Origin of the sequence: Streptomyces sp. NBC_00569, from assembly GCF_036345255.1 — a bacterium.
Taxonomy (GTDB): Bacteria; Actinomycetota; Actinomycetes; order Streptomycetales; family Streptomycetaceae; genus Streptomyces.
Window position 1 is genome coordinate 7,663,015 of the sequence record NZ_CP107783.1, and the last position, 17,982, is coordinate 7,680,996.

The following is a 17,982-nucleotide window of genomic DNA, read 5'->3' on the forward strand; positions in this document are numbered from 1 at the left end:
GACGATTCAACCAGCTCCGCCGCCGATCACCCGGCCCCCACCCCCGTCATCGCGTCACGGTCAGCGCCGCGCCCCGCGTGCGGTCCGACGAGGGTCCGGTCTCGATCGAGAACTCGCCGGGCTCCACGGCGAGGTCCAGGTCCCGGGTGACCGAGGCGAGCACCTCGGTGTCGACGGCGAACACGGCCTGTGCACTCCCACCCGGCTCCAGATCGAGCCGTACGAACCCGCGCAGCTCCCGCACACGCGGCCACGACGTACCGCCCGACACCCGGCGCACATACAGCTGCACCGTCTCGCGCACGGGCCGTGTCCCGGTGTTCGTCACCGTGACGGAGCACGTCGTGCCGGGTTCACCGACTGTGACGGTGGAACGCGCGAGGCGGGGCGCCCCGTACTCGACCGTCGAGTAGGACAGGCCGTGGCCGAAGGAGTGCCGCGCGGTCACGCTCTGGTCCACGTAGCCGCGGTAGCCGTGGTCCTTGGCGTTGTAGAACACCGGCAGTTGCGCGGCGGACCGCGGCACCGACACCGGGAGCCGGCCCGCCGGCGACGCCGTCCCGAACAGGACGTCGGCCACCGCCCGTCCGCCCCACGGACCCGGATACCAGGCGCACAGCACGCCCTTCGCCTTCCCCGTGAGGTCGGGCAGTGCGTGCGGGCGGCCCTGGACCAGGACCACGACGACCGGGGTGCCCGTCGCCGCCACCGCGTCGAGCAGCGCCGACTGCCCGTCGGGCAGGCGCAGATCGGCCAGGTCGACGCCTTCGCCGCAGGTCATGCCGACCGGGTTCCCCGAGGCGACGACGGCCGCCCCGTTGGCCTCGAAACGCGTGTCGGTCTCGCGGGCGCTCGACCCGCCGAGGACGAGCACGGCCACGTCCGCCGACGCGGCCAGAGCGACCGCCTCCGGCACGCCGGAGAGATCGCCGCCGACGAGCTCGCAGCCGCGCGCGTACGCCACTTCGGAGCCGGGACCGGCCCCCGCCCGGATCCCGTCGAGCACGGTGACACCCGAGCCGGGCCGCTGCGGCGCGGTGTAGTCGCCGATCTGGCCCGGAACGGAGTCCGCGCCGGGACCCACGACCGCGATGCGGCCCAGTGAAGGGCTGATCGGCAGCGTCGCCCCGTCGTGCTCCAGGAGCACGATCGACTCCCGGGCCACGCGCTCGCTCAACTCACGTACACCGGAAGGCTGTTCAGGTTCCCCGACGTAGGGCCGCTCGAAGAGGCCGAGGCGGAATTTGAGCGTGAGGACGCGCTCCACCGCCGTGTCCACGGTCTCCTCCGCCACGAGCCCTCGCTCGACGGCCTCCCCGAGTCGCGGGAAGCAGTCGTCCCACAGGCTCAGATCCGTGCCCGCCGCCAGGGCGAGCGCGCCCGCCGCCGCGGGATCGCCGGCCAGCCGCGTCAGCCGGTCGAGGGCGCCCCCGTCCGCCATCACGATGCCGTCGAATCCCCAGCGTTCCCGCAGGAGTTCGGTCAGGAGCCACCGGCTCGCGGCGCACGGCAGGCCGTCGAACTCGTTGTACGCCGCCATCACGCCCGCGGCGCCCTCGCGGACCCCCGCCCGCGCCGCCGCCAGATGGATCTCGTGCAGCTCGCGGGCGCCCAGCTCGGTGGCCGCGCTGTTGCGCCCGCCGACCGAGGAACCCTGGCCCGCGAAGTGCTTGAGCACCACCCCCACCCCGGCCCGCCGCATGCCCCGTACGAGCGCCTCCGTGAACCGGGCCGCCAGATACGGGTCCTCGCCGAAGCACTCCTCGGCACGGCCCCAGCGCGGGTCGCGGACGAGGTCGAGCGCCGACACCAGGGCCAGATGGCCACCCCTGGCCCGCAGTTCGGCCCCGGCCGCGGCCGCCGCCTCCTCGTAGAGGTCCGGGTCCCAGGTCGACCCCACGGCCAGGTTCACCGGCAGGACGGTGCCGTCGAGCGCCTGGTGGCCGTGCGGGACCTCCTCGACCAGGAGCACCGGGATGCCGAGGCGCGTCTGCTCGACCATGTGCCGCTGCACCGAGTCCGCGACGCCCGCCGCGTCCGCCGCCGTGATCCCGTCGGCGAACGTCACCCCGGACCACGGGTCCGCGCGCTGCAACCCGTACAGGGCGCCCATGCCGTCGTACGCGGCGACCTCGGAGCGGAACGCGTCCGTGAGCCGGTGGCCCGAGCCGGTGCGCTCGTAGGCGTGCCAGCCGTACATCCGCTGGTTGAGCTGCCCGACCTTCTCGGTGAGCGTCATCCGGCCGAGCAGGTCCCGCACGCGCTCGGGCACCGGGGCCGCGGGATCGCGGTACAGCGGCTCGCTCATCGCAGTTCCAGGATGCGCACGCCGTACGGGTCCAGGGTGACGTCCGTGACGGGCTCGCCCGTCCCCGCGTCGTGCAGCGGTCCGTCCGCCTCCGGACGCACCGCCACCTCCTGCCCGGACTGGCTCACCAGCCACACGAACCGCCGCCCGTCCTCATGGACCAGCACATCGGCCGACACGTACGGGCTCTCCACCGTCACGGGCCGTGCCACCCCGGCGACCTCGGCGAGCGCCGCGTACAGCCGGTGCGTCTGCTCCGGGTTGACGTGCGCCGTGCGGGCGGCCATGTGCTCCAGCGGATACGTCGCGAGGACGGTGCGGCCGAGGCCCGTGGCCCGCGAGAGCAGCGCCGGGCGGCCGTGCGCGTCGACGGCGACGACCTCCGCGTCGCGCGCCTCGACCGGCAGGTACGCCCGGCTGTCCTCGTTGCCCGCGACGGGGAAGCGCAGGATCTCACCGGCCCTGATGCCCCCGAAGCCCTTCGTGAACGTCATCTCCAGGACGTCGTCCTCGATCGGCTCGGCCACCCCGTACGACAGCTGCATCTCGACCCCGAAGAGACCGTCCAGGTCGTCGAACCACGGTCCGCGCGTCCCGGGGTGCTCGCCCGAGCAGAAGGACAGATAGACCGTCGCTCCCTCGGCGGCCCGCCGTGCCAGCGCGCGCCGGGTGCGGGTCGTCAACTGCCGTGTGGCGGGGAGGAGATAGAGCGAAGCGTCCTCGCTGATGCCGTCCGCCTCCCGGGTGAGACCCACCGCCAGGTCGGCGGCGCGCGCCGCGACGTACCCCTGGTGGAGCGAGGTGAAGATGAGCGGGCGGTCGGCGGGGCGGCTGTAGGGGTAGCCGCGCTCCAGGAAGGCGGGCACGACCAGCGCGGCCCCGGCGTCCGAGCGGCGGCAGCGCGCGAAGTCGACCCGCGCCAACACCTCGGCGAAAGTGGCGAGTTCGACGAGCGGGGCCTTCGGGGCGCCCGTGCTGTCCGTGATGCCGAAGTGCATCTCGAAGGGGTGGTGGTCGTAGGGGGACCGGTCCCACAGGTCGTCGTAGTCCGTGTTGTTCCAGGCCACCCAGCCCGTCGCGCCGCCGAGCAGCGAGTTGTGCAGGGTCTGGCGGTAGTACACGCCCGCGTTCTCGGCGGAGACGGTGTCCGTCGACAGGCCGAACTCCTCCAGGACCACCGGCTGCCCCGTGACGGCCGCGAGCTCGCACTCGAACGCGGCCCGGTAGTGCTGGCGCGGCCGGTCCGTGTCGGAGCGGTAGACGTGCGGGCCCACGAAGTCGACGTACTCCGCGGTGTCCCGCAGCGAGAAACCGTTGTCGCGGCCCGTCACCTCGATGCCCCACGCCCCGTCGCCCAGGGAGACGGGCTGGGTGCCGCCGGCCGCGCGCACCGCGTTGCACATGGCCTGCGCCCACGCCGTGACGACGTCACCGGAGGGCGGGTCGACCTGGTAGATCCGCCCGTAACCCGGCATCTCGTTGGTGATCAGCCAGCCCGTGACCGCCGGGTGGTCCTTGAAACGGCGCGTCATCTGCGACACGAACCACGCCTGGCGGCCGACCATCCACACGTCCTCGTACAGGTCCCGGCCCCCGCGCCAGGCCGGATCCCAGTTCTCGCCGGACATGTGGCCGACGATGAACGTCGGTACGGTGCCCATGCCCGCCTCGGTGTGCGCGTCGAGGAAGTCGCGGAAGCGCTCGCACAACTCCTCGTCGATCCGGTGCGGTTCGGGGTGGAAGTCGGGCCAGTAGAAGAACGAGCGGGTCATGTTCAGACCGTGCTCGCGCAGCACCGCCAGTTCCTCGCGCACCGTCTTCGGCTCGTAGTCGCGCCACATCAGGGGACCGCCGGTGCGGGACCAGAAGTTGGCGCCGAGCCAGGGCAGGACGGCGGAGTCGTGGGTGAGGTGGGCGCTGTGGCGTCGCATGGTGGTACCTAGCTCCGTTGAAATGCGGTATCTAACAGGGGGTCGCGGGGCCGGTCGACTCGCGGACGACCAGGTGCGGGCGCCCTTCGAGCGGTGACACGGGGACGTCCTCGCCGCACCGGGCGAGCAGCACGCGCGCGGCGGCGGCGCCGACCCGCTGCACCTGCTGGTCGACGGTCGTCAGGCGCGGGTGCAGCCAGCGGCCGAGGGGGAGGTTGTCGTAGCCGACGACGGACAGGTCCCGGGGCACGGCGAGGCCGGCCCGCTGGGCGGTGCCGATGCCGCACACGGCCATCGAGTCGTTGGCGTACACGATCGCGGTCGGACGCTCGGCGCGCCCGATGAGCTCCTCGGTCGCGGCGACGGCGGCCGACTCCGAGAAGTCGGTGCTCAGGACGGCGGCGGGACGGAGCCCGGCGAGGTCGAGTGTCTCCTCGAAGACCGTGCGGCGCAGCCGGGTGTGCTGGAGCTCGGGGGGTCCGGAGACGTACGCGATGCGCCGGTGGCCGAGCCCGAGCAGGTGGTCGACCGCCTCGTGGACGCCCGCCCCCTGGTTGCCGAGCCCGACGGTCGGAACGGACGCCTCAGGGTCGGGCGCGCCGAGCAGCACCGACGGGAGGCCGATGCGGCGCAGCAGCGCCGGGCGCGGGTCGTCGGCCCGCGCGTCCGTCAGGACGGCACCGTCGACCCGGCCCTCCGAGGCGAGCCGCTCGTACAGCGCGCTCTCCTCGTCGACACCGGCGACGAGATGCAGGAGCAGACCGTAGCCGCGCGGCGCCAACTCGCCCTCTATACCGGTGATCAGCTCACTGAAGTGCGGGTCGGCCCCTAGCACGTCGGTGGGCCTGCGCACGACGAGCGCGAGCGTGCGGGTACGGGCGCTGCGCAGCGCCGAGGCGGACGCGCTCGGCGACCAGCCGAGCTCCGCCGCCGCGTCGAGGATCCGCCGCCGGGTCGGCTCGGCGAGCCGGCCCTTCTCGTTGAAGGCCTGCGACACGGCGGCCGTCGAGACTCCCGCCGCGGCCGCCACCGCCTTGATGGTCGGACGACCGGTCGGCCGTTTCGGTCGGGTCCCGCTCACATCTTCACCGCCCCACTGACGAGTGCCTGCTGCATCCGCTTCTGGAGCACCGTATAGACGATCCACACCGGTACGAGGGTGAGGACGGTCCCCGCGGTCAGGACCCCGTAGTCCGTCCCGGTGATGGACTTCAGGGTGGGCAGCGCCACCTGGACCGTGCGCTGCGCCGGGTCCGGGCCGATGATGACGAGCGAGTACAGGTACTCGTTCCAGAACGTCAGGAAGTTCAGGAGCAGTACCGTCGCGATGCCGGGCAGGCACAACGGCGTGTAGACGTGCCGGAGCACCGCGAAGGTCGAGGCGCCGTCCATGCGGGCCGCCTCCTCCATCTCCCTGGGGACGGTCCGCATGAACTGGACCAGGATCACCACCGAGAGCGGCATCGCCGTGGCCGGCAGGAACAGGATCATGAACGTGCGCGTGTGGAACAGGCCGGTGGCCGCGGCGAGCAGGAACGTCGGGAAGAGCGCCGCGAACGTCGGGATCAGGAACCCCAGCGAGAAGACACTCTCGACGAGGGAGGCGAGCCGGCCCGTCGAACGGGCCAGGGCGAACGCCGCGGGGATCGCGAGCGCCAGCGTCAGGACGAGCGAGAACACCGTGACCAGGGCCGAGTTGACGATCGCGAGCCCGAGGTCGGCACTGTGGAAGGCGGTACCGAAGTTGCCGAGGCCGAACGACGACGGCAGCGCGAACGGACGGGCGAAGATCTCCTCGTTCGTCTTGAACGCCGAGGCGACGAAGTAGTAGAGCGGCACGACGAGGAGCACGGCGTAGAGCCATACGAGGAGGTGGGCGGGGAGCCAGGACCTGCCGAGGCGGCTGTGCTTGGCGGACTTCATGGCGACGGCTCCGATCAGTGGTTCTGGCGGAACGCGCGCCGGATGGCGAGCAGTCCGACGAGTCCGGTGAGGAAGAGGAAGACACCGACGGTCTGGCTGTAGCCGAGGTCGGCCGCGATGAACGCCTTCTGGTAGACCAGGAATGACAGCGTTGTCGACGAGCTGCCGGGGCCGCCCTGCGTCAGCAGCAGCACGTGCTGGGCCGACCCGAAGAGCGTCCACAGGAACTGCAGCATCGTCACCACCCCCACGTAGTCACGGATGACGGGGAAGTGGATGCGCCACATCGTCCGCCAGTGCCCGGCGCCGTCCAGCTGCGCCGCCTCGCCGATCTCCTCGGGGACGCTCCCGAGCCGCGCCGCGAACAGCACCGCCGTGAAGCCGATCCCGGCCCAGATGTCCAGCGCGATCAGGCATGCGAGGGCGGTGGAGGGGGAGGCGAGCCACGCGTCGGCGAGCGAGCCGAGACCGACCGCCTTCAGGCCGCCGTTGACCAGCCCGTCGGGGGACAGTGCCGCGTAGAACACCATCGCCTTCGCCGGAGTCGAGATCAGCCCGGGGATGAACAGCAGATACCGGATGACCTTGTGGCCTGGCGGCTTCTGCGCGACGTAGTAGCCGAGCATGTACGCACAGACGATCATCACCGGGACGGCGACGACGAGCTGGATCGCCGTGTTGCTCACCGCGTCCCAGAACACCGGGTCGTCGAGGACCGTGCGTACATTGTCGAACCCGGCGAACGAGACGGGCTGCAGCATGCCCGGCCAGCGCAGGGCGGCGACCACGAAGATGGCGACCAGCGGGCCGACCATGAAGACCAGGTACCAGACGAGGGCGGGCAGGGCGAGGATCGTGCCGCCCTGGCGGCGCGCCCGCCGGGCGGCGTCGGGGGAAGAGGGGGTGGGGCGGCGGACCGCGGTCTCGCCCGCTGTCGACGTCATCGTCGTCATGAGCAACTCCCTTACGGATGAGGAGAGAGGGGGGCGTGCGGTCAGGCGCCGCGGTACGCGGCCTCGAGGACCGAGCGGACCTCGGCCGCGCTCGTGCCGCGCGTGAAGGAGGTGCTCGTCGCCGTGATCAGCGGCTGCGTCGCGGCCGGCGGGACGAACAGGTCGGGCAGCAGCACCTGGCTCACCTCGCCGCCGAGCCGCTGCGCCGCCGCCACCAGCGGGAAGTCCGAGCTGACCGTGTCGGACCGCAGCGCCATGTCGCGCCCGGCCTCCTTGATGAACCGCGAGACGGTGTCCGGGCGGTACATGAACCGCAGGAACTTCTCGACGGCGTCGATCTTCTTCGTGCCGTTCGGGCTGATCCAGAAGCCGATCAGCGTGTACGTCCGCAGGATCGTCGGCCTGTCGTGCGCCGCCCCCGGGGCCAGCGGCCAGCCACCCACGTCGGTGTGCCGCGCCACCTCGGGCGGCACCTTCGCCAGGGCCGACGACATGGCGGACTGCATCGCCGCGGCCTGCGTGTTGAACTGCGTGGTCATCGAGTCCGACGTCAGGCCCTGGGCCTTGTCGGCGAACACTCCGGCGTCGCGCAGCTCCACGAAGTACTCGAGGCCCTCCCGCGCGCCCCGGCTGCCGAAGTCCCCGGTCGAGTAGACGTGCCTGGCCTCGTCCTCGGTCAGAAACGTCTGGATGATCTGGGCGAGCAGCTTCTGGCCGGTCCAGTCGTTGCCGCCGACCGTGACGGGCGCGATGCCCTTCCTGCGCAGCCTGCCCGCCGCGGCGATCAGTTCGTCGCCGGTGGCCGGGACGCGGTCGACGCCCGCCTTGTCGAGGAGCGCCCGGTTGTAGGCGACCGGCCAGTTGGTGGCGAAGTACGGGAAGGCCCGCACCCGGTCCTTGCCGTCGGTCCACGCGGCCAGGGCCACGGGCAGCACCCGCTCGCGCAGCCCCCAGTCGTCCAGGTAGCCCTTCACGTCCACGGTGGCGCCGACATCGGTCCAGGCCAGCGTCTTGTCGTAGAGGTTCACCATGACGACGTCCGGCTCCTTGCGGGCCAGCCGCGAGGTCTCGTAGACCTGCGCGAGGTCGTCGCCGTTGACGAGGTTCCTGACCTTGAGGCCGGGGTTCTCCTCGCGGAACCGGTCCAGGGCGGAGAGGTAGGTGGGGGAGCCGGGGGCGGTGGTGCCGAGCTGACTGTGCACCACGAGGGTGCCGGGGTCGTCGTCGGCGGCGGCGAGGGCGGAGCAGCCGGACAGGGCGGAGGCGGCGGCGAGTCCGCCGCCGGCGGCGAGGAATCCGCGCCGACTCATCGTCGAGGGCACAGAGCGCACAGCGGTATGTCTCCAACCGGGGTTACGGGTAACGACGGAGTGGTTAATCGATATACCTGTGGGAGGTGCGAGCACCGTAAGGGGCGGGAAGGGAACGGTCAACCCCTCGTTGCGCATGCTGAAACGAGGCCCTCGCGGGTCTGTGCATACCTGCGGAAAGTGAGGTGTATCAGGCCTGTTCGGCCCGGAACGCCGCCGGTGTCACGCCCGTGTGCTGCTGGAAGTACTTCGAGAAGTTCGCCGAGTCCCCGATGCCGACGGCCGCGCCGATCCGGCCCACCGGCAGGTCCGTGTGGGCCAGCAGGCGCTTCGCCTCCAGGGTCACCCGGCGGTCGATGAACGCCTTCGGGGTCTGGCCCGTCGCCGCCCGCACCGCGCGGACGAGGGTGCGCCGGGAGTAGCCGAGCTCGTCGGCGTACGCGCTCACGCTGTGGTTCGTGGTGAAGCCCTGCTCGACCGCCGTGCGGAAGCGGCTGAACGTCGTGTCCGGCTGCGGCCTGCACTCGTCCGCCGCCGCCTGCGCCGACACATGCGCCACCCGCAGCATGAAGGCCGTGAGCGAGTGCCGCAGCACGGAGGTGTGCAGGCTCAGCGGCAGCGTCGACGTGTCCAGGTACTCGCGCTTCAGCTGCTCCAACGAGGCGTCCAGGGCGGCGAGTTGGGCCTCGTCGGGATGGAGCAGGGGCGGCCGGTCGTAGCGGTACAGGCCCGTCGCCTCGACGATCGCGCGCGGCAGGAAGCCGGGCTGCATGGTGAGCGCCGTGCCGACGTAACGCTGGCTCGTCGAGAAGCCGTGCACCTGGCCGGGCCGGATCCACAGGATGTCGCCGGCTTCGACCTCGTACTCCGTGAAGTCGATCATGTGGTGGACCGGGCCCTCGCGGAAGAAGAGCAGGACGTGGAAGTCGATCCGGTGCACCCGGCGCGACAGGCCGACGCCGCCCGCCCAGGGGCCCTCCGTGCCCATCGGGCCGATCTGTATTCCGACCCCGGACACGCTGGCGCTGGGGTCGAAGGGATACGTACGGATGTGCTCCCCCTCTCCCATATGTGCGCTCGGATGTGCGCCACCCTGCTCCGTCATCCAATTTCCTTGACTCGAATCGGCTCGGTCTCCTGTAGGTGTCCCATTTTCACCGAACGCTGGCACGGGGGCACCTGCCGCGCCAAAAGTATGACCTTTAGATTCGTAGGTAGCTCGACCAGCGCTTTCGGCCTGGCCGGGCGGTGCCTTTCGGTACCTCGGATGCACAACGGATGCGAAGGAAGTCGTACAGATGAGCACGCAGACACCGGACGCCCTCGGCCCCTTCGAGTGGAGTGACCTCGACCGGCGTGCCGTCGACACCGCGCGCCTGCTCGCGGCCGATGCCGTGCAGCGGGTCGGCAACGGACACCCGGGTACGGCGATGAGCCTGGCCCCCGCCGCGTACACCCTCTTCCAGAAGGTCATGCGCCACGACCCGGCCGACCCCGAGTGGACCGGCCGCGACCGCTTCGTCCTCTCGCCGGGCCACACCAGCCTCACCCTCTACACCCAGCTCTTCCTCTCCGGCTACGAGCTGGAGCTGGACGACCTGAAGGCGTTCCGCACCCACGGCTCGAAGACCCCCGGCCACCCCGAGTACGGCCACACCGCCGGTGTCGAGACGACGACCGGACCCCTCGGGCAGGGCGTAGCCAACGCCGTGGGCATGGCGATGGCCGCCCGTTACGAGCGCGGCCTCTTCGACCCCGAGGCCCCCGAGGGCGAGTCCCCCTTCGACCACACCATCTGGGCGATCGTCTCCGACGGCGACCTGGAGGAGGGCATCTCCGCCGAGGCCTCCTCCCTCGCCGGCCACCAGAAGCTCGGCAACCTCGTCTTCGTCTACGACGACAACCACATCTCCATCGAGGGCGACACCGCCACCGCGTTCTCCGAGGACGTCCTGAAGCGGTACGAGGCCTACGGCTGGCACGTCCGGCGCATCGAGCCCAAGGCCGACGGCGACACCGACGTGCAGGCCCTGTACGAGGCGCTGGCCGCGGCGAAGGCCGAGACCGCCCGCCCGTCCATCATCGCGATGCGCACGATCATCGCCTGGCCCGCCCCGAACGCGCGGAACACCGAGGCGTCCCACGGCTCCGCCCTCGGCGCCGAGGAGATCGCCGCCACCAAGCGCGTCCTCGGCTTCGACCCGGAGCAGACCTTCGAGGTCGCCGACGACGTCATCGCCCACACCCGCGGGGCCCTCGACCGCGGCGCCGACGCGCACGCCGAGTGGGACAAGCGGCTCGGCGAGTGGCGCACGGCCGAGCCCGAGCGCTCCGCCCTCCTCGACCGCGTGGTCGCCGGCCGCCTCCCCGAGGGCTGGGAGCAGGCGCTCCCGTCCTTCGACGAGGGCACGAAGGTCGCGACGCGCGCCGCGTCCGGCAAGGTCCTCCAGGCGCTCGGCCCGGTCATCCCCGAGCTGTGGGGCGGCTCCGCCGACCTGGCGGGCTCGAACAACACGACGATCGACAAGACGTCGTCGTTCCTGCCGGCGGACAACCCGCTGCCGGAGGCCGACCCGTACGGCCGCACGATCCACTTCGGCATCCGCGAGCACTCGATGGCCGCCGAGATGAACGGCATCGCGCTGCACGGCAACACCCGCATCTACGGCGGCACCTTCCTGGTGTTCTCCGACTACATGCGCAACTCGGTCCGCCTCTCCGCGCTGATGCAGCTCCCCGTCACGTACGTGTGGACCCACGACTCCATCGGCCTGGGCGAGGACGGCCCCACGCACCAGCCCGTCGAGCACCTCGCCTCCCTGCGCGCCATCCCGGGCCTGAACATCGTCCGCCCGGCCGACGCCAACGAGACCACCGTCGCCTGGCGCGAGATCCTGCGCCGCGGCACGACCAGGCCGGCCCCGCACGGCCTCGCGCTGACCCGTCAGGGCGTGCCCACGTACGAGCTCGACGAGCGGGCGGCGAAGGGCGGTTACGTGCTGCGCGAGGCCTCCACCGGGACGCCCGACCTCATCCTGATCGCGACCGGCTCCGAGGTGCACCTCGCCGTGGCCGCCCGCGAGCAACTGGAGGCCGAGGGGATCGGCACGCGCGTCGTGTCGATGCCGTCCGTCGAGTGGTTCGAGGAGCAGTCGCAGGACTACAAGGACAGCGTCCTGCCGTCGTCCGTGAAGGCGCGCGTCGCCGTCGAGGCCGGCATCGGGCTGACCTGGTACCGCTACGTCGGCGACGCCGGACGCATCGTCTCCCTGGAGCACTTCGGCGCCTCCGCCGACGCCGCCACGCTCTTCGCCGAGTACGGCTTCACCGCCGACAACATCGCCGCCCGGGCGCGCGAGTCCCTCACCGCCGCCCGCGCCTGACCCGTACGCACCCGTACACCCGAAGGAAGATGAAGAACATGAGCAACGCCGACTCCACCGTCACGCCCCTCAAGTCCCTTGCCGGCGAAGGCGTTTCCATCTGGCTGGACGACCTGTCCCGCAAGCGCATCGAGTCCGGCAACCTCGCCGGCCTGATCGAGAACAGCCACGTCGTGGGCGTCACGACGAACCCCTCGATCTTCCAGGCGGCCATCGGCTCCGGTGAGGGCTACGAGGAGCAGCTCGCGGACCTCGCCACCCGCGGCGTCACCGTCGACGAGGCGGTCCGCATGATGACAACGGCCGACGTCCGCGCCGCCGCCGACATCCTGCGCCCCGTGTACGACGCGACGCAGGGCCGCGACGGCCGCGTCTCCATCGAGGTCGACCCGCGCCTCGCCCACAACACGGCGGCCACCGTCGCCGAGGCCAAGCAGCTGGCCTGGCTGGTCGACCGCCCGAACGTCATGATCAAGATTCCGGCGACGAAGGCGGGCCTTCCGGCCATCACCGAGGTCATCGGCCTCGGCATCAGCGTCAACGTCACGCTGATCTTCTCCCTGGAGCGCTACCGCGCCGTCATGGACGCCTACCTCACGGGCCTGGAGAAGGCGCAGGCCGCGGGCATCGACCTGGCGGGCATCCACTCCGTCGCCTCCTTCTTCGTCTCGCGCGTCGACGCCGAGATCGACAAGCGCCTCGACCGGGTCGGCACCGACGAGGCCAAGTCCCTCAAGGGCAGGGCCGCCCTCGCCAACGCCCGCCTCGCGTACGAGGCGTACGAAGAGGTCTTCGCCTCCGAGCGCGCCACGAAGCTGGAGACCGCCGGCGCCAACAAGCAGCGCCCGCTGTGGGCCTCCACCGGCGTCAAGGACCCCGCGTACAAGGACACCCTGTACGTCGACGAGCTCGTCGCCCCCGGCACGGTGAACACGATGCCGGAGGGCACCCTGAAGGCCACCGCCGACCACGGCGAGATCACCGGTGACACGGTGACGGGCGGCTACGAGCAGGCCCGCGCCGACCTCAAGGCCGTCGACGCGCTCGGCATCTCCTACGACGAGGTCGTCCAGCAGCTCGAGGACGAGGGCGTCGCCAAGTTCGACGTCGCGTGGAACGACCTGCTCGGCACCGTCGCGAACCGCCTCGCCGGCAAGGAGGCGCAGGCCAAGTGAGCACCACTGCTTGGCAGAACCCGCTGAGGGATCCCCGCGACCGCCGCCTGCCGCGCATCGCGGGCCCCTCCGGGCTCGTCATCTTCGGCGTCACCGGCGACCTGTCCCGCAAGAAGCTGATGCCGGCCGTCTACGACCTCGCCAACCGCGGACTGCTGCCGCCGGGCTTCTCGCTCGTCGGCTTCGCCCGCCGCGAGTGGGAGGACCAGGACTTCGCCCAGGTCGTCCACGACGCGGTGCGCGAGCACTCCCGCACCGAGTTCCGCGAGGAGGTCTGGCAGCAGCTCGTCGAAGGCATGCGCTTCATCCCCGGCGACTTCGACGACGACACGGCGTTCAAGCAGCTGCGCGAGGCCGTCGACGACCTCGACGAGAAGCGCGGCACCAGCGGCAACTACGCCTTCTACCTCTCCGTGCCGCCGAAGTTCTTCCCGCAGGTCGTGCAGCAGCTGAAGAAGCACGGCCTCGCCGACGGACCCGAGGGCTCCTGGCGCCGCGCGGTCATCGAGAAGCCGTTCGGCCACGACCTGGCCAGCGCCCGCGAACTCAACGCGATCGTGCACGACGTGTTCGCCCCCGACCAGGTCTTCCGGATCGACCACTACCTCGGCAAGGAGACCGTCCAGAACATCCTGGCCCTCCGCTTCGCCAACCAGATGTACGAACCCGTCTGGAACCGGAGTTACGTCGACCACGTGCAGATCACGATGGCCGAGGACATCGGCATCGGCGGCCGCGCCGGCTACTACGACGGCATCGGCGCCGCCCGTGACGTCATCCAGAACCACCTCCTCCAGCTCATGGCCCTCACCGCCATGGAGGAACCCGCCTCCTTCGACGCCGAGTCGCTCCTCACGGAGAAGCTCAAGGTCCTCAAGTCGGTGCGGCTGCCCGAGAATCTCGGCGAGCACACCGTCCGCGCCCAGTACGCGCCCGGCTGGCAGGGCGGCGAGAAGGTCCCCGGCTACCTCCAGGAAGACGGCATCGACCCCAAGTCGAAGACCGACACCTACGCGGCCATCAAGCTCGAGGTCGACAACCGCCGCTGGGCCGGCGTCCCTTTCTACCTGCGCACGGGCAAGCGTCTCGGCCGCCGCGTCACCGAGATCGCCGTCGTCTTCCAGCGCGCCCCGCACTCCCCGTTCGACTCCACCGCCACGGAGGAACTCGGCCAGAACGCCGTGGTCATCCGCGTCCAGCCCGACGAGGGCATGACCGTACGCTTCGGCTCGAAGGTCCCGGGTACCTCGATGGAGATCCGGGACGTGTCGATGGACTTCGCGTACGGCGAGTCCTTCACCGAGTCCAGCCCGGAGGCGTACGAACGGCTCATCCTGGACGTCCTGCTCGGCGACGCCAACCTCTTCCCCCGTACGGAGGAGGTGGAGGAGTCCTGGAAGATCCTCGACCCGATCGAGGGCCACTGGGACACCCACGGCCGGCCCGCGCAGTACGCCTCGGGAAGCTGGGGCCCGAAGGAAGCGGACGAGATGCTCGCACGAGACGGACGGAGCTGGCGCAGGCCATGAAGATCGACCTGACCGACACGACGGCAAGCAAGGTCAACAAGGCCCTGGTGGAAGGCCGCAGGGCGATTGGCACCCCGGCCGTGGGCATGGTCCTCACGATGGTCATCGTGACCGACGAGGAGAACGCCTACGACTCCATCAAGGCCGCCGAGGAGGCCTCCCGCGAGCACCCCTCGCGCACCCTCGTCGTGATCAAGCGGCACGCCCGCTCGCCCCGCGACCGCCAGGGCAACCGCCTCGACGCCGAGGTGCGGGTCGGCGCGGACGCCGGCACCGGCGAGACCGTCCTGCTGCGCCTGTACGGCGAGGTCGGCCAGCACGCCGACTCCGTCGTCCTGCCGCTGCTGCTCCCGGACGCGCCCGTCGTCGTCTGGTGGCCCGTCGACGCCCCCGAGGTTCCCGCCAAGGACCCCCTGGGTGCCCTCGCGCAGCGCCGTATCACCGACACGTACGCCGTCGAGGACCCGCTGTCCGCGCTGGCCGCCCGCGCCGCCTCGTACGCCCCCGGCGACACCGACCTCGCCTGGACCCGCCTCACCCCGTGGCGCTCCATGCTCGCTGCCGCCCTCGACCAGGCGGGTGCCGAGATCATCTCGGCGGCCGTCGAGAGCGAGGCCGAGAACCCCAGCGCCGAGCTGCTCGCCCGCTGGCTGGGCGTCCGCCTCGGCGTGCCCGTCGAGCGCGTCACCACCGCGGGCCCGGTCGTCACCGCCGTCCGCCTCGGCACGGCCGGCGGCGAGATCCGCATCGACCGCCCCGAGGGCCCGCTCGCCCAGCTCACCCTGCCCGGCCAGCCGCAGCGCACCCTGGCCCTCAAGGTCCGCAGCACCTCCGAGCTGATCGCCGAAGAACTCCGCCGCCTCGACGCGGACGAGATGTACGCCGTCGCCCTGCGCGGCGACGGCACCAAGGAGCGCGTTCAACATGCCTGACACCACCCCGCATCTCACGGTCCGCCCCCAGTGGACGGCCCTCTCGGACCACCGCGCGAAGCAGCGCCAGGTTCATCTGCGGGATCTGTTCACCACCGACCCGGACCGCGCCGGGCGCTACACCGTCCAGGTAGGCGACCTGCACATCGACTACTCCAAGCACCTGATCACGGACGAGACGCTCGCCCTGCTCCAGGAACTGGCCACCGCGACCGACGTGTTCGGACAGCGCGACGCCATGTTCCGTGGCGAGAAGATCAACACGACGGAGGACCGGGCCGTGCTGCACACGGCGCTGCGGGCCCCGCGTGACGCGGTGATCGAGGTCGACGGTGTGGATGTCGTCCCGCAGGTGCATGCCGTTCTCGACAAGATGGCCGTCTTCGCGGGCAAGGTCCGTTCGGGGGAGTGGACGGGCCACACCGGCAAGCGGATCAAGAACGTCGTGAACATCGGTATCGGCGGCTCGGACCTGGGTCCCGCGATGGCGTACGAGGTGCTTCGCTCCTTCACCGACCGGGACCTGACGGTCCGTTTCGTGTCGAACGTGGACGGTGCGGACCTGCACGAGGCCGTGCGTGATCTCGACCCCGCCGAGACGCTGTTCATCATCGCCTCGAAGACGTTCACGACGATCGAGACGATCACCAACGCCACGGCGGCACGCAGCTGGCTGCTCAAGGCGCTCGGCGACGACTCCGCGGTCGCGAAGCACTTCGTGGCCCTGTCGACGAACGCCGAGAAGGTCTCCGACTTCGGCATCGACACGGCCAACATGTTCGAGTTCTGGGACTGGGTCGGCGGGCGCTACTCCTACGACTCGGCGATCGGCCTCTCGCTGATGATCGCGATCGGCCCGGACGCGTTCCGTGAGATGCTCGACGGGTTCCATCTCGTCGACGAGCACTTCCGCACCGCCCCCGCCGAGGCGAACGCCCCGCTCCTGATGGGTCTGTTGGGCATCTGGTACGGCAACTTCCACGACGCCCAGTCGCACGCGGTCCTGCCGTACTCGCACTACCTGTCCAAGTTCACGGCGTACCTCCAGCAGCTCGACATGGAGTCCAACGGCAAGTCCGTGGACCGCGAGGGCCGCCCGGTGGAGTGGCAGACGGGGCCCGTCGTCTGGGGCACTCCCGGCACCAACGGGCAGCACGCCTACTACCAGCTGATCCACCAGGGCACGAAGGTCATCCCGGCCGACCTGATCGGCTTCGCCCGCCCGGTCGGCGAGCTCTCCGCTCAACTGGCCGAGCAGCACGACCTGTTGATGGCCAACCTGTTCGCGCAGGGCCAGGCCCTCGCCTTCGGCAAGACCGCCGACGAGGTCCGCGCCGAGGGCGTCCCCGAGGCGCAGGTGCCCCACCGCACCTTCAAGGGCAACCACCCCACGACCACCGTCCTGGCGAAGGAACTCACCCCCTCCGTCCTGGGCCAGCTCATCGCCCTCTACGAGCACAAGGTGTTCGTCCAGGGCGCCGTCTGGAACATCGACTCCTTCGACCAGTGGGGCGTCGAACTCGGCAAGGTCCTCGCCAAGCGCGTCGAACCCGCCCTCACCCAGGGCGCCGACGTCCCCGGCCTCGACGCCTCCACCCAGGCGCTCGTCGCCACCTACCGCACGCTCCGGAAGAAGTGAAGACAGACATGACCGCGATACAGCTCGGACTCATCGGCCTCGGCAAGATGGGCGGCAACATGCGCGAGCGCATCCGCCGCGCCGGCCACACCGTCATCGGCTACGACCGCAACCCCGAGGTCTCCGACGTCGCCTCCCTCGCCGAGCTCGTCGAGAAGCTCGAAGGCCCGCGCGTGGTCTGGGTGATGGTCCCCGCGGGTGCCGCCACCCAGTCGACGATCGACGAGCTGAAGGAGCTTCTCTCGCCCGGCGACATCGTCGTGGACGGCGGCAACTCCCGCTGGACCGACGACGAGAAGCACGCGGCCGAGCTCGCCACCAAGGGCATCGGCTTCGTCGACGCCGGCGTCTCCGGCGGCGTCTGGGGCCTGGAGAACGGCTACGCCCTCATGGTCGGCGGCGACAAGGAGCACATCGCCCGCGTCCAGCCCGTCTTCGACGCCCTCAAGCCCGAAGGCGACTTCGGCTACGTCCACGCCGGCAAGGTCGGTGCCGGGCACTTCTCCAAGATGGTCCACAACGGCATCGAGTACGCGATGATGCAGGCCTACGCCGAGGGCTGGGAGCTCCTGGAGAAGGTCGACTCCGTCACCGATGTGCGTGAGGTCTTCCGCTCCTGGCAGGAGGGCACGGTCATCCGTTCCTGGCTGCTCGACCTGGCGGTCAACGCGCTGGACGACGACGAGCACCTGGAGAAGCTGCGTGGCTTCGCCGCCGACTCCGGAGAGGGCCGCTGGACGGTCGAGGCGGCCATCGACAACGCGGTTCCGCTGCCGGCGATCACCGCGTCCCTCTTCGCGCGCTTCGCCTCGCGCCAGGACGACTCGCCGCAGATGAAGATGATCGCCGCCCTGCGCAATCAGTTCGGCGGCCACGCCGTCGAGAAGAAGTGATCAGGA

13 protein-coding genes are annotated in these 17,982 nt (G+C 70.9%); 6 read left to right on the plus strand and 7 right to left on the minus strand.

Going from position 1 to position 17,982, the window contains the following annotated elements:
* Positions 1 to 46 precede the first annotated feature (46 nt).
* The 7 genes from OHO83_RS34485 to OHO83_RS34515 form a co-directional block, all read right to left on the minus strand.
* A complete protein-coding gene (locus OHO83_RS34485; protein ID WP_330280234.1) occupies positions 47 to 2,308 on the minus strand; it encodes a glycoside hydrolase family 3 N-terminal domain-containing protein in 2,262 nt (753 codons plus the stop codon).
* Positions 2,305 to 4,239, minus strand: a complete 1,935-nt coding sequence (locus tag OHO83_RS34490) for a glycoside hydrolase 5 family protein (RefSeq protein ID WP_330280235.1) — start codon at positions 4,237 to 4,239, stop codon at positions 2,305 to 2,307. The genes OHO83_RS34485 and OHO83_RS34490 overlap by 4 nt, the downstream gene beginning before the upstream one ends.
* A 31-nt stretch (positions 4,240 to 4,270) precedes the next feature.
* Positions 4,271 to 5,269 (minus strand): LacI family DNA-binding transcriptional regulator, encoded by a 999-nt coding sequence (locus tag OHO83_RS34495; protein ID WP_266668747.1) that lies wholly within the window; start codon positions 5,267 to 5,269, stop codon positions 4,271 to 4,273.
* A 47-nt stretch (positions 5,270 to 5,316) separates the two neighbouring features.
* Positions 5,317 to 6,162: a carbohydrate ABC transporter permease gene (locus tag OHO83_RS34500; protein ID WP_330280236.1), complete on the minus strand. Its 846-nt coding sequence runs from the start codon at positions 6,160 to 6,162 to the stop codon at positions 5,317 to 5,319.
* 14 nt (positions 6,163 to 6,176) lie between these two features.
* Positions 6,177 to 7,115, minus strand: coding sequence for a carbohydrate ABC transporter permease (locus tag OHO83_RS34505; protein WP_266668744.1), 939 nt, complete (start codon positions 7,113 to 7,115; stop codon positions 6,177 to 6,179).
* A 41-nt stretch (positions 7,116 to 7,156) separates the two neighbouring features.
* A complete protein-coding gene (locus OHO83_RS34510; protein WP_330280826.1) occupies positions 7,157 to 8,437 on the minus strand; it encodes an ABC transporter substrate-binding protein in 1,281 nt (426 codons plus the stop codon).
* A gap of 178 nt (positions 8,438 to 8,615) precedes the next feature.
* Positions 8,616 to 9,530, minus strand: a complete 915-nt coding sequence (locus tag OHO83_RS34515; RefSeq protein WP_330280237.1) for a helix-turn-helix domain-containing protein — start codon at positions 9,528 to 9,530, stop codon at positions 8,616 to 8,618.
* Between the two features lie 193 nt (positions 9,531 to 9,723).
* On the opposite strand from OHO83_RS34515, the gene tkt reads away from it, so the two are divergent.
* The 6 genes from tkt to gnd are packed head-to-tail and all read left to right on the plus strand — an operon-like array spanning position 9,724 to position 17,976.
* Positions 9,724 to 11,808 (plus strand): transketolase, encoded by a 2,085-nt coding sequence (gene tkt / locus OHO83_RS34520; RefSeq protein ID WP_330280238.1) that lies wholly within the window; start codon positions 9,724 to 9,726, stop codon positions 11,806 to 11,808.
* Positions 11,809 to 11,846: 38 nt separating this feature from the next.
* A complete protein-coding gene (tal, locus tag OHO83_RS34525; protein ID WP_405601914.1) occupies positions 11,847 to 12,983 on the plus strand; it encodes a transaldolase in 1,137 nt (378 codons plus the stop codon).
* Positions 12,980 to 14,512, plus strand: a complete 1,533-nt coding sequence (gene zwf, locus OHO83_RS34530; RefSeq protein ID WP_266668736.1) for a glucose-6-phosphate dehydrogenase — start codon at positions 12,980 to 12,982, stop codon at positions 14,510 to 14,512. Before tal ends, zwf begins: the two co-directional genes overlap by 4 nt.
* Complete coding sequence (gene opcA / locus OHO83_RS34535; RefSeq protein ID WP_329435911.1) at positions 14,509 to 15,444, plus strand: glucose-6-phosphate dehydrogenase assembly protein OpcA; 936 nt, start codon at positions 14,509 to 14,511, stop codon at positions 15,442 to 15,444. Before zwf ends, opcA begins: the two co-directional genes overlap by 4 nt.
* Positions 15,437 to 17,083 carry a glucose-6-phosphate isomerase gene (gene pgi, locus OHO83_RS34540; protein WP_330280240.1) on the plus strand — a complete coding sequence of 549 codons (1,647 nt, stop codon included), beginning with the start codon at positions 15,437 to 15,439 and terminating at the stop codon, positions 17,081 to 17,083. Before opcA ends, pgi begins: the two co-directional genes overlap by 8 nt.
* Before the next feature lie 17 nt (positions 17,084 to 17,100).
* Positions 17,101 to 17,976, plus strand: coding sequence for a phosphogluconate dehydrogenase (NAD(+)-dependent, decarboxylating) (gene gnd / locus OHO83_RS34545; protein WP_266676216.1), 876 nt, complete (start codon positions 17,101 to 17,103; stop codon positions 17,974 to 17,976).
* Positions 17,977 to 17,982 lie beyond the last annotated feature (6 nt).

What these genes read in the sequence shown, in the direction of transcription:
- OHO83_RS34485 (WP_330280234.1), bottom strand. Translation starts at nt 2,308, where the DNA reads ATGAGCGAGCCGCTGTACCGCGATCCCGCGGCCCCGGTGCCCGAGCGC.
- OHO83_RS34490 (WP_330280235.1), bottom strand. Translation starts at nt 4,239, where the DNA reads ATGCGACGCCACAGCGCCCACCTCACCCACGACTCCGCCGTCCTGCCC.
- OHO83_RS34500 (WP_330280236.1), bottom strand. Translation starts at nt 6,162, where the DNA reads ATGAAGTCCGCCAAGCACAGCCGCCTCGGCAGGTCCTGGCTCCCCGCC.
- OHO83_RS34505 (WP_266668744.1), bottom strand. Translation starts at nt 7,115, where the DNA reads ATGACGACGATGACGTCGACAGCGGGCGAGACCGCGGTCCGCCGCCCC.
- OHO83_RS34515 (WP_330280237.1), bottom strand. Translation starts at nt 9,530, where the DNA reads ATGACGGAGCAGGGTGGCGCACATCCGAGCGCACATATGGGAGAGGGG.
- tkt (WP_330280238.1), top strand. Translation starts at nt 9,724, where the DNA reads ATGAGCACGCAGACACCGGACGCCCTCGGCCCCTTCGAGTGGAGTGAC.
- tal (WP_405601914.1), top strand. Translation starts at nt 11,847, where the DNA reads ATGAGCAACGCCGACTCCACCGTCACGCCCCTCAAGTCCCTTGCCGGC.
- opcA (WP_329435911.1), top strand. Translation starts at nt 14,509, where the DNA reads ATGAAGATCGACCTGACCGACACGACGGCAAGCAAGGTCAACAAGGCC.
- pgi (WP_330280240.1), top strand. Translation starts at nt 15,437, where the DNA reads ATGCCTGACACCACCCCGCATCTCACGGTCCGCCCCCAGTGGACGGCC.